At 70.1% G+C, this 14,929-nt stretch carries 11 protein-coding genes; 3 read left to right on the top strand and 8 right to left on the bottom strand.

Annotation, left to right across the window (positions count from 1 at the left end; genetic code table 11):
* Positions 1-49: 49 nt before the first annotated feature.
* The 4 genes from OG787_RS51330 to OG787_RS51315 all read right to left on the bottom strand — a co-directional run bounded on the left by OG787_RS51330 (position 50) and on the right by OG787_RS51315 (position 3,711).
* Positions 50-1,123, bottom strand: a complete 1,074-nt coding sequence (locus tag OG787_RS51330) for a hydrogenase expression protein HypE (protein ID WP_369032810.1) — start codon at positions 1,121-1,123, stop codon at positions 50-52.
* Between the two features lie 63 nt (positions 1,124-1,186).
* Positions 1,187-2,959 (bottom strand): enoyl-CoA hydratase-related protein, encoded by a 1,773-nt coding sequence (locus tag OG787_RS51325; RefSeq protein WP_369032857.1) that lies wholly within the window; start codon positions 2,957-2,959, stop codon positions 1,187-1,189.
* A gap of 193 nt (positions 2,960-3,152) precedes the next feature.
* Positions 3,153-3,410 carry a hypothetical protein gene (locus tag OG787_RS51320; RefSeq protein WP_318323164.1) on the bottom strand — a complete coding sequence of 86 codons (258 nt, stop codon included), beginning with the start codon at positions 3,408-3,410 and terminating at the stop codon, positions 3,153-3,155.
* Positions 3,397-3,711, bottom strand: a complete 315-nt coding sequence (locus OG787_RS51315) for a DUF6400 family protein (RefSeq protein WP_405540340.1) — start codon at positions 3,709-3,711, stop codon at positions 3,397-3,399. The genes OG787_RS51320 and OG787_RS51315 overlap by 14 nt, the downstream gene beginning before the upstream one ends.
* 306 nt (positions 3,712-4,017) lie before the next feature.
* Here OG787_RS51315 and OG787_RS51310 point away from each other — a divergent pair, with 306 nt between their 5' ends.
* Entirely contained in the window at positions 4,018-4,143 is a 126-nt protein-coding gene (locus tag OG787_RS51310; protein WP_405540339.1) for a hypothetical protein, read from the top strand.
* Between the two features lie 382 nt (positions 4,144-4,525).
* On the opposite strand, the gene OG787_RS51305 is transcribed toward OG787_RS51310, so the two are convergent.
* On the bottom strand, positions 4,526-5,941 hold the full coding sequence (locus tag OG787_RS51305) for an MFS transporter (protein WP_369032813.1): 1,416 nt from the start codon (positions 5,939-5,941) through the stop codon (positions 4,526-4,528).
* A gap of 93 nt (positions 5,942-6,034) precedes the next feature.
* On the opposite strand from OG787_RS51305, the gene OG787_RS51300 reads away from it, so the two are divergent.
* Positions 6,035-6,619 carry a TetR/AcrR family transcriptional regulator gene (locus OG787_RS51300; RefSeq protein ID WP_405540337.1) on the top strand — a complete coding sequence of 195 codons (585 nt, stop codon included), beginning with the start codon at positions 6,035-6,037 and terminating at the stop codon, positions 6,617-6,619.
* Between the two features lies 1 nt (position 6,620).
* A complete protein-coding gene (locus OG787_RS51295; RefSeq protein WP_369032815.1) occupies positions 6,621-7,037 on the top strand; it encodes a GNAT family N-acetyltransferase in 417 nt (138 codons plus the stop codon).
* 39 nt (positions 7,038-7,076) lie between these two features.
* Here the strand turns inward: OG787_RS51295 and OG787_RS51290 are convergent, their stop codons facing one another.
* Genes OG787_RS51290 through OG787_RS51280 form a run of 3 tightly spaced genes read right to left on the bottom strand, consistent with a single transcriptional unit; the run spans position 7,077 to position 14,918 of the window.
* A complete protein-coding gene (locus OG787_RS51290) occupies positions 7,077-9,443 on the bottom strand; it encodes a penicillin acylase family protein (RefSeq protein WP_369032816.1) in 2,367 nt (788 codons plus the stop codon).
* Positions 9,430-10,725 carry an MDR family MFS transporter gene (locus tag OG787_RS51285; RefSeq protein ID WP_369032817.1) on the bottom strand — a complete coding sequence of 432 codons (1,296 nt, stop codon included), beginning with the start codon at positions 10,723-10,725 and terminating at the stop codon, positions 9,430-9,432. The genes OG787_RS51290 and OG787_RS51285 overlap by 14 nt, the downstream gene beginning before the upstream one ends.
* Positions 10,722-14,918, bottom strand: a complete 4,197-nt coding sequence (locus OG787_RS51280) for an amino acid adenylation domain-containing protein (RefSeq protein WP_405540335.1) — start codon at positions 14,916-14,918, stop codon at positions 10,722-10,724. The genes OG787_RS51285 and OG787_RS51280 overlap by 4 nt, the downstream gene beginning before the upstream one ends.
* Positions 14,919-14,929 lie beyond the last annotated feature (11 nt).

Raw genomic sequence — 14,929 nt, 5'->3', positions numbered from 1 at the left:
GGGTGCACGAAGCGGGGAGCGGATTACTCGTGTTGCTCGCGGCGGATGCTCACCACGGGGGTCGGTAGCCGGTGGTGATCTTGTCTCCGGCGCGGCGCCACCTGGGCTCCTTGTCCACCGTCCTGGCCGTGATCGACCGCAACCTGCGGACCACGGCGCCGTACGCTCCGCTGGCGTTGCTGGACAGCTTGGCGCCGGGAGGCTCGTCCATGAACGGCATGAACTTGTCGGGGAACCCGGGCATGGTGCAGGCGATGCAGATGCCGCCGACGTTGGGGCAGCCGCCGATCCCGTTCATCCAGCCGCGCTTGGGCACGTTGCACTTGACGACCGGGCCCCAGCAGCCGAGCTTGACCAGGCACGTCGGCGAGTCGTACGACAGCGCGAACTGGCCCTGTTCGTAGTAGCCCGCGCGGTCGCAGCCCTCATGCACGGTGGCCCCGAACAGCCAGGTGGGACGCAGCTTGTCGTCCAACGGGATCATCGGGGCGGAGCCGGCCGCCTGGTAGAGCAGATAGGTGAGCGTCTCGGAGAAGTTGTCGGGCTGGATCGGACAGCCCGGGACGCACACGATGGGGATGCCGGCGTGGGACTTCCAGTCCCAGCCTAGGTAGTCCGGCACGCCCATGGCGCCGGTCGGGTTGCCCGCCATCGCGTGGATGCCGCCATAGGTGGCGCAGGTGCCGATGGCGACGACCGCCAGTGCCTTCGGGGCGAGCCGGTCGATCCACTCGCTGGTGGTGATCGGCTGGCCGGTCTCCGGGTTGTCGCCGAAGCCGCACCAGTAGCCCTCGGGCTTGATCGCCTCATTGGGAATGGAGCCCTCGACGACCAGCACGAACGGATCGATCTCGCCCCGCTCCCCCTTGAAGAACCACTCGATGAACGTGTCCGCGCCGCCGACCGGACCGCACTCGAAGTCGATGAGCGGCCAATGGACGGCGATCTTGGGAAGACCCGGCAGCGCACCGAGCACGATCTCCTCGATGCTGGGCTGCATGGCCGCCGTCAACGCGACCGAGTCGCCGTCGCAGCTCAGCCCCGCGTTGATCCAGAGAATGTGGATCGTGGGTGTCTCGTCGGCGGGCGCAGCGCCGACTGTCTTCGTCGTCGCCTCAGTCATGGGACCGCCTCCTGGGGAGGTAAGGGATGAAAGCCTGTATTTCGGCCGTCGTTCTTCTTCGTATCAGCCGTTCGGCCGTGACGAGACACCTTCGAGGGCCGTTCCGGTGACATCCACGGCAGAGGGGGTCGGACCGGATTGCGCAACCGCGGACGGACCGAGGTGCGGCGGGGTGCACGCCGACCGCTCCTTGTGGACGAAGGAACGGCGCAGGGCGTGGTACGGGGCGTCCGGGTCGTCGAAGGTCCGGCGCATCCGGGCCAGCTCCCGCTCACGGAAGCCGGCCAGCGGGGTCGCGCTCTCCAGCCGGTCCAGCTCCGTCTTCTTCGCGGTGATCCGTGACGCCGTCGCCGGAAGTGACGCCAGGCGCGCCGCCAGGCCACCGATCTCCCGCGCGAACCCATCAGGATCGCAGTCGACCACCCGGTCGACGAGCCCGAGGCGCAGTGCGCTCGCCGAGCTCACCGGGAGGGCCTCACACATGAGTCGTTCGGCGGTCGCGGGCCCCACCCTGCGCGGCAGGGTGTGGGTCCAGTACTCGGAGCCGTACAGGCCCATCAGACGGTAGTGCGGGTTGAGTACGGCGCCGGAGCGGCACCAGACCTCATCGGCCGCCAGGGCGAGCATCACTCCGCCCGCCGCGGCGTTGCCCGCGACCGCCGAGACCACCAGCCGGTCCGTCGTCGTCAGGACCGCCTCGACCAGATCGTCGATGGCGTTGATGTTCGCCCAGGACTCGGCGCCGGGGTCTTCGGCGGCCTCGATGACGTTGAGGTGGATCCCGTTGGAGAAGAAGTCCCGTTCGCCGCCCAGCACCAGCATCGACGTGGGCCGCGCGCATGCTTCTCGATAGGCGTCCAGCAGACGTCGGCACTGCTCCGTACTCATGGCGCCACCGGGGAAGGCGAACCAGAGGAAGCCCACGTTCCCGTCCTCCCGGTAACGGATGTCCGTCCAGGTACGGTGCCGCGCCTCGGGCAACAGGGGCGGAGCATGCTCGGGCAGCGGCGGCAGCCGGTCGCCCAGGGCCCGCACGGCGGGCAGTTTGAATGTGGGCGGCTGCCCGGGCCCGCGCCGGGGCCGCAGTTCGGGGATCCACACGGCACCGTCCCTGGTGGCCCGGCAGACCGCCCCGGCCCGGGTGGCCAGCAGCTCGCCCGGGCGGCCCCGCAACACGGTCTCGGGATGACCGCCGTGCAGATACCACTCACCGCCGAGCAGCACGTCCAGCACACCGGGCTGCGAGTCCGCCGCCCTCAGCTTGCGCAGGACGATCCGCGTGGAGTCCTCGGCCCAGTCGATTCGGCGGACGCTCTGGTCGAGGTAGGGACGCGAGCGCGTACGGGCACCCGTCGCGTCCTGCTTGCGCGGTACGTGGGTTCCCCCGGCGAAGCGCTCCACCGCGAGCATGACGGCCTCGATCGCGGCGTCGGCGATCTCACCCCGGTACAGCTCGCTCTTGGGCACCTGAGGGATCCGACACTCGACGGAGGCCCACACGTCACCGGCGTCCATCTCCCCGTCGGCCTGCAGGACCGTGACGCCCCACTGGTCGACGCCCTCGTGAATCGCCCAGTCCAGGGAGGACGGTCCTCGGTCGCCCACGGGCCCCGGATGGACGACGAGGCACGTGTGCGCCGCCCACACCTCTTCTGGAATCTCCGTCTTCAGCATCGGCGCCACGATGAGATCCGGTTCGTGCCGCCGCACGGCTTCCGGCAACGGGCTGCCGGGCAGGGCGAGTTCGACCGCCACGGTGTGGCCGCGGTCGCGCAGTTCGGCGTGGGCGCGCTGGGTGAGGCTGTTGAACGCGCTGGCCAGGATCAGGATGTGCACGGCTGCCTCCGGGCGGACGAACGGCAGGCAGGGATGACCGCCGACCGCGATCCTCGGCCAGGGCGGCCTGCCGTTCCCGACGACAGACGGTGAGGTCATCCGAAAGCGGGCGCCGATCCGCCGTCCGGCCTCACCGGCCGTCCCCCGCGACGGCACCGGCCACCCGGCTCACCGAGTCAGCGGTTGTGAACGATCACTGTCGTCGCAGACCGCTGGTGATGCGCTCCCACGGGGAGCGGGTGGCACCGAAACGGGTCTCGTGCGTCCAGATGTGGGTGCACGACCGGCACTGCAGGTGAAGCAGGCTGCCGACGTTGGAGAGCAGGTAGCGCCAGTGCTCGGAGCAGGTGCGCCCCTGCTCGCAGGTGCCGCACCCGCGACGGTCGTCGCAGTTCGGGCAGGCCACCCAGGCGCGACGCCCGATGTCGGCCTGCGGGTCAAGCGGCAGCATGGCCGTCCCCCCTCCGCGGAAGCACACCGGCGGAGACCAGCTCGTCGTACACCCGCTGCTGATCCGCGCTGAGGCCGGAGTACAGCAGCTCGTACGCCGCTTCCTCGCCGCGCAGTGCGGCGAGGGGGTCCCAGTCGGAGCCGAGAGCGTCCAGGACATGAGCGCGCCGGAGGAGTTCGTGTGAGCTCAGGTCCACGGCGAAGTCGACCGTGGGGAGGGCGCCAGGTCGGTCCGCCGCAGCCATGTTCGTCTCAGCGGGTTCGTCCGGTTCGCCAGGAAGGGCACGGCCATGGGAGGACATGCGACCGAACGTAGGTAAGCGTTCCTCGCCCCGGCAAGAGCAGGTGGGAGAAGTCACACCAGGTCCGCGGTCCCGGGAAGTCCGGAGGCGGACCCCGCATCGGCCGGGTGGAGCTGGGCGAATTCCTCGTACCCCCGCGTCTGATGGTGTCGCAAAGGTGTGGCCCGACCCGGTGAAGAAGTGCACGATCTGTCGGGCGAGGGGATCCGATCAAACGAGTTTCCGGCTCGTCGAGCATCTGAACGCCGCCGGCATCGCCACATCGATCGGATCGGTCGGCGACGCCCACGACAACGCGATGACGCGATGACGCAATCCTTCTGGGTCCGGGTCCAGGTCGGACTCCTCAACCGCAGACACTGGCGGACGCTGCTGGAGCTGTCCACCGCGCTCTTCGAGTACCTGGAAATCTTCCATAACCGTCAGCCCTGAAACCAAGCAACTCGGCTCCACCCAACTCGGGGCAGTCCGGAGTCTTCACCGGGCGGTTATGACGGCACATCACGATCTGATGCAGAAGGCGGCCCGGCCCGTCCCCGGCCCAACTGGCTGGCGTCCTGGACCTGGCCCACCGTCAGGCGGGCGGGCGGGCGAAGAGGCGGTGCGCTGCCGCATCGACTTGAAGTACGACCTGGCCTTGGACCTGCCGATCCCGGCTTCCATCGCAACGTGCCGACCGCCGTGCGCCTGAGTCGAACTTCAACTCAGGCTATTCCAGGGGCTCCGCCACCGGACGCCCCACCCACGCTGTGAGTACCCCGCCCCGCCGGCCACGCTGCGGCAGGCGGGGCGTCACGATCATCTGCCGGTCACATCACACCGAATCCGGCTGCTGAACGCTCTCGCGGGGGCCGCGACCCGGCGTCAGTATCAGGGCCACGACCGCTGCTGCGGCGGCCACGACGGCGCCGGTGGTGAAGCCGCGCGAGAAGCCCGCCTCGTCGGTTCCGGCGATGCTCGCCGCGGCCATGCTGGAGACGACGGCGGCGCCGAGTGAGGCGCCGAACTCGTGGAAGGTGCTCACGATTCCGGAGGCGAGGCCGGCCTCGTGCGGTTCGATCTGGCCCAGCGCGGTGGCGGAAGCGACGACGAAGAGCACTCCGGTGCCGGCGGCGGCCACCGAGATGCCGATCACGAGGGCGGGGGTGCTGTCCCAGAGTGCGGGGACCAGCATGCCGACGGCGGCGAGAAGGAGACCGGACACCCCCAGTATCCGGGGTCCGGTGCTCCCGATCACGCCACCCGCCGCGGTCGCCCCGGCCATCGTCGCCAGCGCGACGGGCAGGAAGAGCAGGCCGGTTTCGAGCGCTCCGAATCCACGGTGGTCCTGCAGGGAGAACGTACCGAGGAAGAACACCATGATCATCAAGGCGGTGGCCACGAGGATCAGCAGCGCTCCCGTCGCGACCGGCCGACGGATCAGAAGCCTGACGTCCATCAGCGGAGACGCCGCCCGGCGCTGACGGACGACGAATGCCCCGTAGAGGAGCGCCGCGGCGGCGACAAGTCCGGCTGTCATCAGCGTGGCCCAGCCCTTGTCGCCGGCCTGGATCAGGGCGTAGGTCAGCGTGCCGGTCGCGGCGGTGACCAGCACCGCACCCACCACGTCGAGCCGACCCCGTACGGCAGGGCGCGGCTGCGGCGGGAGCTGGGTCCGCAGGGCGACGAAGACCACCACGCCCACGGGGACGTTGATGAAGAACACCCACGGCCACCCGGGGCCCGCGGTGAGCAGCCCTCCCAGGAGCACGCCCAGCGCCGCTCCGGTCCCGCCCAGCGACGACCAGATTCCCAGCGCCTTGTTCCGCTCGTCACCGTCGAAGAGCGTGACGATCAGCGACAGGGCGGCCGGGGAGAGCATGGCCGCCGCGAGTCCCTGCACCACGCGCCCTCCGAGGAGCATGGGGCCGGAGGTGGCCAGGCCCGCCAGCAGCGAGGCTCCGGCGAACAGCAGCAGCGCCACCAGGACCAGCCGCCGGGCCCCGAACAGGTCGGCGGCGCGGCCACCGAGCAGGAGGAGGCCGCCGAACGCGAGGGTGTAGCCGCTCACGACCCAGGTGAGCGCCTCGCGTTCCAGACCGAGGTCCGCGCCCAGGTGCGGCAGAGCGATGGCGACGACGGTGACATCCAGGATCAGCATCAGCTGGGCGACGCCCACGAGCCCCAGGATCTTCCAGCGGCGTGGATCGGGACTGGCGATGGGACTGGTGGCAGCCATCGGTTCGGTCATGGCGGGTCCCCCCTTCACAGTAAGTCAAACACCAGTGTTCGAGTTCTAGGCGCTACTGTAACCCGTACATTGGTGTTCAACTTACGGAGTTGCATGTCTCGCTCAGTTCCCGGAGCCACCCGCCGAGCCGATGCACAGCAGAACGTGGAGAGGATCCTCGACGCGGCCATCGACTGCCTCAGCCGCGACTCCGATGCGAGCGTGGTCCAGATCGCACAGGCCGCGGGGGTGGGCCGGGTCACCCTGTACGGCCACTTCCCGTCCCGGGACAACCTGATCGAGGCGGCACTGACGCGCCTGCTCGCGCGAGGCGACGAGGTTCTGGAGGATCTCGACCTCACGGGTGATCCGCGCACCGCGCTGGACACCCTCATCAGGTCGAGCTGGCTGCTGATCGCCCAGTCGAGCGCCGTTCTCGAGGCCGCGCAGACAGTGCTGCCCCCCGGACGGATTCATGCCCTGCACGCCAGGCCGGAGCAGCGCGTCCGCGACCTGATCTCCCGCGGACAGGCCGAGGGCGTCTTCCGCGACGACCTCCCCGCGAGCTGGCTGGCGAGCGCCCTCCACCACGTCCTCAAGGGCACGGTGGCGGACGTGGCCAACGGAACGCTGGAACCTGAGGACGCCCCCCGTTTCATCACCCAGATCACCCTGGCGGCCTACACCCCCCGCACTTGAGATGCGGCCCGCATTTCCTTACTCGATACATGCTGCGACGCCCTCCGTGGAGACCTGCCTCCGGCTTCGGTCGGCATCGGGTCTGAGTGCCATGACAGCTGAGGCCGCTCGGGCCGGGCTGCCGAACACGTGGTGGGGCGTGACCGTGTTCCGCGAGGACGAGCCCGTGGGGATGGGGCGCATCATCGGCGACGGCGGCTGCTTCTTCCAGATCGTCGACATCTGTGTCGCGCTCGAGCACCAGGGCCGAGGGCCGGGCAAGCGGATCATGGCCGAGCTGATGCACGAACTGGAGCAACGAGCACCGGACGGAGCGTACGTTTCACTGATCGCGGACGGTGAAGCCCGCTTCCTGTACGCAAAGTTCGGCCTCACGCCGACAGCGCCCGCCTCGATCGGCATGTACCGCACCGTCTGAGATACCGGTTGAACAGCCAGGTTGCTGCCGTCGGTCGGATCACCGGGCACGAAGGCGGAGCAGACTCGGCGAGGCGTCCGGAAAGGCCAGGAGATCCACGCGGTAGTGCTGCCCCTGGGTGTGGGCCGAAGTCTGGTCGTCGTAGTGCGAGGAGGCCGGGTTGCCCGAGGCACCGTGGCGAAGGACGTCCCACAACCCCGGGCCTGCCGGGGACGGCTCGGCCACGAATCTCCATGGTGCTCCGTCGATCACCCTGCCCTTCAGGTCGGACGAGGTCAGGCCGACGGAGTGGGAACTGCCACCGGTCGGCGTCGACGGTGCGCCGAAGAGCGCGGCGAGTGCGGGGACGGCCCTGCCCAGCGGGTGCTGGTCGGTGATCCGGTGCACCCGGTCGTACCGCCATCGTGAGGGGTCCTCGCCCAGTTCCCCCGCGATCCGCCGCGCCGCCTCGGTCAGCGCGCGTCGCGCCACGGCCGACAGCGGTTCCCGGTCGCCGAGTGCCGTTCTGGCGTCGGGAGTGAGCACCAGGTGATCGGTTTGGAGCGTCACGTCCGGCATGGCGGCGGCCAGTTCCTCGCCCAGCCGGCTGCCGATCCAGTGCTCCGTGAGGACCTGCATGAGGTGGAAGAACACCAGGGGCGCCGCCGAGTGGCCGTGGTCGTGTCCGTCCCACTCCGCCAGTAGTCGGCGGCAGGTCACGGCGAGCGGTACTTCCGGGGAATCCCTGTCCAGCGCGTCCAGCAGGGTGGACAGCACGCGGCGGGCCCTGCCGTTCAGGGCGTCGGACTGCCACTGGGCGCACGCGGCCGCGGTCACGGCGTCCTCCGTGGTGATCAGCTCCTCGATCCGCTCCGCCCGGTAGGGCGGCAGCCAGTCGACCCCCACGTCCAGCGGAGCATCCGGGGGCAGCAGTCGGTGATTGGCGGTGACGATGTATCCCTCGGGCGGGTCGACCACCTCCGGCAGGTCGTCGAAGCCGAGGAAGTCCTCCCAGGAGCGCGCGACTTCGGCGTGTCCGGCCGGGACGCTTCCGCTGCTGTCCGGTACCCGTGCGGGGACGTTCCCCGCCGTCTTCAGGGCGATGGTGCCGTCCTGGCACGCCACCACCACGTTGAGCACCGGCACCCCGAACGTACGCAGCGCGTCCCGGAGTTGCGGGTAGTCCCGCGCACGCCACATCCGCTGGCACGCCTCGATCTCCACCGAGGGCTCCAGGCCGCTCCAGAACAGTCCGTACCGGTCCTCGCCGTTCAAGCCGGGAGGGTCCAGTTCGACGTGGCGCGCACCGCCGGCCGCCCGCACCCGTACGGGCTCAGCACCTCGTACGGTGATCACGCTCTCCTCGGTCCACGCCTCGTCGAAGCCGTCGACCGGCCCCAGCGTGCACAGATCCTGGGTGTCCACGGTGGAGTTGGTGATGCCCCAGGCCAGATGGCGGTTGGCGCCCGCGATCAGACCGGGCAGGCCCGGGACGGTGACCCCATAGCCGGTCGTGCCGTCCGCCACCTCCTCCTCGTCGTCGGCCGACCGGTCGTCGAGCCGCAGGCCCATCTGGTACCAGAGGCTGGGCTGGGTGAGGACGATGTGCGGATCGTTGGCCAGCAGGGGGTTCCCGGAAGCCGTACGGGTGCCGGAGACGGCCCACGCGTTGGAACCGAGGGGGCGCTCGCCACGCAGCAGGGCGTCGAACCAGGCGCGCGAGGGCGGGGGCAGGTCGGCCGGGGAGGGTGCGTCGGCCGCAGGAGGCTCCCCCACCGAGGCCGTCGGAGACGCGGAGGCCGTGCGGACGGTCACCGGCCCGTCGGCCGGATACTTCGGGGTGGTGAAAGCCGCCGCGTACTCGGGGCGTTCCTGCGCGAGCCGAGCGCGGAACGCCTCATTGGCGAGGTTCCGGCCGAGGTCGAAGCCGAGGTGTTTGATGATGGCGATCGAGTCCTGCGGGGTCCAGGGCTCGGGGCGGTAGCGCAGCAGCACGAACTCCACCGGAAGCCCGCCACGCAGCCGCATCCTTCGGGCGGCCGCGTTGACGCCGTCGCTGAACGCCAGCAGGTTGGCCCGGTGTTCCGTGGAGAGCAGCATCTCGGAGCGGCGGGCGACCCGACCGAGCGCCAGCTTCCGGGCCCGTACGTCCTCGTCGACCACGACGGCGCCGAAGATCTCGGCCAGTCGTCCCTGGGCTCTGCGCCGCAGCACGTCCATCTGCCAGAGCCTGTCAGTCGCCTGGGCGTAGCCGACGGCGAAGTAGAGGTCGGGTTCTTGGGCGGCCGAGACGAAGGGGACGCCTCGTTCGTCGCGCCGGATGTCGGCGCCCTGGATCAGCCCGCTGAGCCGGAGCCGGCCGCGGTTTCGCTGGGCGCGCAGGCCGGGCAGTGCCAGCAGTCGCAGCCCTCCCTCACGCCACTTCATCGGCGTGCTCCTCCTTCGGCCGCTCCACGGGGCGGTCCGGTCCGGAGGTGCCCAGGCCCGGTATCCGTCGGCCGACGAGCAGATAGATGACCACGCTGGCCAGGGCGAAACAGCCGACGCCGAGGAACATGGTGGTGCCGTCGTAGGCCGCGAGCAGCAGACCGCCGGTGAACGGGCCGACGAAGACTCCGAGTTGGGCGAAGGTCTGCGCACCGAAGTAGGCGCCACGGCGTTCATCCGGCGCGATCCGGTCGATGATGGCGAACTCCGCCGGATAGATGAGGATCTCGCCGAGCGAGAACACCACCATCGCCACGACGAAGTGCCAGATCTCCTCCGAGAACGCGAAGCCGGCCATGCCGACGACGGTCAGCAGACCGCCGACGACGATGGCCGTCACCGGGTTGCGCCGCTCCATGAACCGGGAAACGAACAACTGCAGGGCCACCACGGTCACCGCGTTGGTGGTCAGCACATACCCAAGGATCACGGTGCCGTCGGCGAAGCCGTCGGAGAGATGCTGCGCGAGCAGCGAGGAGATCCTGCCGTGCACGGCCTCCAGCAGCAGCCCGGCGAGGATGAGGAAGAGCAGGCGCTGGTCGGTCGCCACGACCCGCGCGCTGTCCGCGAGCCCCTTGAGCACGCTGCCGAAGAGTTGCTCCTCCCCCGCCGCGTCGACCGCCCGGCGGGGTACGGCGGTCGACGCGGACGTCAGCAGCAGGATTCCTGCCAGGCCGACCAGGTAGACGCCGTAGCCCGCCGCGCCGACGAGGAACGCCGACCGGCCGCCGGCCAGACCGACCGCCGCGCCGACGACCGGCCCGACGGCGAAGCCCATGTTGATGGCCATGTACTGGTAGGAGAACGTCTTCACCCGCCGTTCCGGCGGGAGCAGGTCGCTCAGCAGCGCCTTGCCCACGGGTCCGAAGGAACTGCTGCTCAACGCCATCGTCGCGTTGAAGACGAACACCGCCAGGACGCCGTGGCTGAAGTAGAGGCCGATGAAGGAGCCGATCACGCCCAAGAGGGAGATCAGCAGCAGCCGGGTCCGGCCGAGGAGGTCGGAGAGCGATCCTCCGACGAACCCGGCGAAGATCGAGAAGAACACGGACGAGCCGATGATGAAGCCGATCATCCCCGGCTGCAGCCCGAGTTCCTTGCGCAGGAACACAGCCAGGAAGGGCACGGTGAGCGAGTTGGCGAGGCTCATGATGCCGGCGCCGACGATCAGCACCTTCGCGAGGACAGGCATTGCTGCGGTGGGGGTGGAGGTGGGGGTCATCGCGCTGTTGCGCCTTTCCCTGGTAAGGACTTCGTGCCGGGCTTCTCGATGTCGTGTGGAATGTCGTGCGCGGTGAGGAACCGCTGCAGCAGTTCGGCCAGACGCCCGGCGTGGGGGTTGCGCAGCATGCCCTCGTGGTCCGCGTCGATGCGTTCCACACGCAGGGTGCCGGGCAGGTGCCGTGCCCAGCCCGACGAGCGGTCCGCGCTCGCCCTGCCGTCCGCCCCATCGGCCCGGACGAGGAGCGCGGGACGGTCGGCCGCCCTAGGTTCGGGCCAGCTGAGGTCGCACGTCCGCCGGTAGGTCTGGAACGCCGTCTCCAGGCCGCCCTCGAAGAACTCCACGGCGGGCGGTCCGATGATGCTCTCCACGCGTTTCAGGACGGACGCGGTGGACTCCGTGCGGAGCAGCGCCCGCAGATCGGTGTCTCGGTGCCGGGCGAGGCCGGGGAAGAGGCCGCCCAGCGTGGCGAGGAACGTCAGGAACTGGTCGTCGTTGCCGCCGGAGAGTGCCTTGGCCAGCGCGGCCGGGTCCAGCGCGTCGAGCAGGACCAGGCCGGCGACCGGTACGCCGCGCTCGCGCAGTTCCTCGGCGACGTAGAAGCCGAGGGAGCCGCCGTAGGAGTGGCCGAGGATGTGGAGGGGCCCGCCGTCAGCGGTGTCAGCGATGATCCGGGCGCATTCCTCGGCCAGGGCCGCGGCGGTCAACTCGCCGTCGTGCACTCGCACCAGGTCGGCGGTGGAGAGGGCGTAGAAGGAGCGGTCCTGGAAGTGGGAGGAGAGCTGGGCGAAGGACTCGCCCAGCCCGAGCACACCGGGCAGGGCGAACACCGGTGGTGAGCCCGCCGGGTTCTGGCGGAGCCGGACGAGGGCAGGGTGGTCGCCAGGGGAGGTCTTCGGCGTCCGACCGGCGGAGACCGGCGCGGAGGGCCGCACGGTCTGCTCCAGGGGCGCCGTCCGGGCCTCGGCCGTGCCGCTGAGGTGGGTGAGCAGCCGTCCGAACTCGTCCGCCAGGCCGGCGATCGAGTCCCGGCGGAACAGGCCGGTGCTGTAGCGCCACCGGAACGTCAGGTCCCCGGCCTCCTCGACCGCGTCGAGCATCAGCTCGGCCTGCGCCGCGGGGTCGGGGCTGCGCACCGGGGTGACGTCTAGTCCGTCCAGGTCGAGCACCGCCGCCTCGTTGTTCTGCAGCACGAGCATGATCTGGAAGAGCGGTGCGTGGTCCCGGCTGTGCGGCGGGTTCAGCCGCTTGAGCAGCAGCGCGAGTGGGACGTGCTGGCGTTCCAGGTCCCGGATGGTCTGCTCGCGTACCTGGGCCAGTAGTTCGCGGAAGGTGGCGGCGCGGTCCAACCGGGTGCGCAGCACGATGGTGTTGACGAACATGCCGATCACGTCGTCGAGTTCGGCCGTCGGCCGGTTGGCCACGGGGCTGCCGACCACGATGTCGTCGCTGCCGGAGCGGCGGGCCAGCAGGAGAGAGAAGGCCGTCTGGAGGAACGTGAAGAGGGTGACGTTCTCCTCACGGCAGGTGCGCCGTACCGCGTCGGCGACCGGCCCGGTCAGACGGGTGGTGACCGTGTCCCCCGCGTGCGTCCGCGCCGGGCGGGGCGAGTCGAGCGGCAGCCGGTGCACGGTGGGGAGCGCGGCCAGGCGCTGCTCCCAGTACGCGAGGTCGGCCTCCCGGTCCGGCCCGCTGAGCCACCACTGCATGCTGTACGCGTAGTCCACGTACGTGTACGGGAGCGGTGCGAGGGGGAGCCGGGCGTCCTGCGGGTCCTTCTGGAAGTGGGCGTAGAAGGTCTTGAGTTCGCGGCTTAGTACGGCGATGGACCAGCCGTCCGTCGCGATGTGGTGCGCGGTGACCAGGAGGACGTGCAGCGCGGGTGCCACGCGGACCAGGCGTACCCGGAGCATGGGGTCGCTGCCGAGGTCGAACGGCCGGACGGCCTCCCGCTGTGCCAGCCGGTCGACGCTGCGCCGCCAGTCCTCTCCCGGGTACTGGGGCAGTTCTTCGGGGAGCAGCCGGAAGGGTTCCGCGGGCCGGACGACCTGGATGAGTTCGCCGTCCTGCACTCGGAGGACGGTACGCAGCGGAGTGTGCCGCTCTACGACGGCGGTGAAGGCCCGCTCCAGCGCCCCGGCGTCCAGGCCGCCTTCGAGGAGCAGTGTCGTGTGCAGATGGTAGGCGGGGCTGTCCGGTTCCAGTTGGGAGAGGAAGTAGAGCCGCCGCTGGGCGTCGGTGGCCGGCTGATGCGTTGCCTCTGGGGCCTTGAGCATGCCGACGACCCGGCTTCCGCGGTGTGACGGCTCCGCCAGGCGCTCGCGGACGACGGCCGCGAGCGCACGCGGGGTGGGCTCGCCGAGGAACTCGCGCAGCGGCACCTCGACGCCGAAGGCGCCCCGTACCCCGGCCAACAGCCGTGTGGCCAGCAGCGAGTGGCCTCCCAGGTCGAAGAAGTCGGCGGTCGGATCCGCCCGTTCGAGGTGCAGCAGATCGGTGACGATCCGCAGGACACGCTCCTCCACCGCGTCGGCCGGCTCCTCCTCCCGACCGGTCTCCTGAAAGGTGAGGGTCGAGTCGGCGGCCGGTTCGGGGAGGGCCTTGCGGTCGGCCTTGCCGTTCCGGGTGAGCGGCAGCCGGTCCAGGCGTACGAAGACACGGGGAACCATGTAGCCGGGGAGTGTCACGGCGAGTGCCTCGTACAGCGACTCCGCCGAGAGGCTCGCTGCCCCGGCCGGGACGACGTACGCCACCAGGCTGTCGCCCCGTCCGGGCAGCTCGCGGGCGACCACCGCGGCCTCGGCAAGGGAGGGCAGGGCACGTAACGCCTGTTCGATCTCGCCGAGTTCGATGCGGAAGCCGCGGATCTTGACCTGGTCGTCCTTGCGCCCGCGATACTCGTACTCCCCGGTCGGAGTGAGCCGAGCCAGGTCGCCGGAGCGGTAACCGCGCCCACCGCCCTCGGGCAACTCGACGAAGCGGTCCCGGTTCAACTCGGGGCGTTTGAGATAGCCGAGGCTGACACCGGGGCCGGTCACCACGATCTCGCCGACCTCCCCGTCCGCCACTGCGGACAGATCGTCGTCCACCAGCAGGAATCCGAGACCCGGCAAGGGGTGGCCGATCAGCGAGGCACCCGCCCGGAGATCCTCACTCCGCACCCGGCGGAAAGAGGCATGCACCGTCGTCTCCGTGATCCCGTACATGTTCACCAGACGGGGTGCGTCGTCCCCGTACTTCTCCACCCACGCCCGCAGATCCGCGAAATGCAGGGCTTCCCCGCCGAAGATCACCCAGCGCAGCGGCAGCCGGTCGGCGAAGCCGGTGTCCTCGGCAGCCAGTTGGTGGAAGGCTGCCGGGGTCTGGCAGAGGACGGTGATCCGTTCCTCGCGGAGCAGCCGCCGCAGCGCCACCGGGTCCATCGCGGTCTGTGCCGGTACGACGACCAGGCGGCTCCCGTACAGCAGTGCGCCCCACATCTCCCAGACGGAGAAGTCGAAGGCGAAGGAGTGGACCAGCGTCCACACGTCCTCGGGGCCGAAGTCGTACCCCTCCTCACACGCGGCAAGCAGACTCAGCACATTGCCGTGAGAGACCTGCACACCCTTCGGGCGGCCCGTGGTACCGGAGGTGAAGATGATGTACGCGCGGGTGTCCCGGTCGATCGTGGTTCTCGGCCCCGCCGTGTCGGCCTCGGGCAGTGGATCGTCCACGTACACGGCGGGTACACCGTTGGGCACTTGCCCGGTAAACGCCCTCGAAGTGATCAGTGCCGCGGGCTCCGCATCCTCGACGATCAGTTCCAGACGCGCACGCGGCGTCTCCGGGTCCAAGGGGACATACGACGACCCCGTACGCACCACCGCCAGTGCCGCCGCCACCATCCACGCCGACCGCTCCAGCAGAATCCCCACCGGACGCCCCGGATCCGACACGACCGTGCCCAACACTATCGCCAACTGATCGGCGACAGCGTCCAGTTGACGGTACGTCCAGCTCCGCTCCCCGTCCTGGACAGCGACCCGGTCCGGGAACTCGGCCACCACCGCGGCGAACGCCTCGGCCAGATGTCCCGCCTGGTTCGGGACGGAGTCGGGCCGGGTGGTGCCGGTCGCCGGGAGGGGCTGCGGGGCAGGCGGACGGCCACGCAGAGCGACACGTCGGCGCAGCAGTTCCGAACGGTCCTTCTTCATCGATTCATCCT

The sequence above is a fragment of the Streptomyces sp. NBC_00075 genome (assembly GCF_045041225.1).
GTDB classification, from domain to species: Bacteria; Actinomycetota; Actinomycetes; order Streptomycetales; family Streptomycetaceae; genus Streptomyces; species Streptomyces adonidis.
Note: the sequence above shows the minus strand (reverse complement) of the source record. Positions and strands in the feature narration are given on the sequence as shown.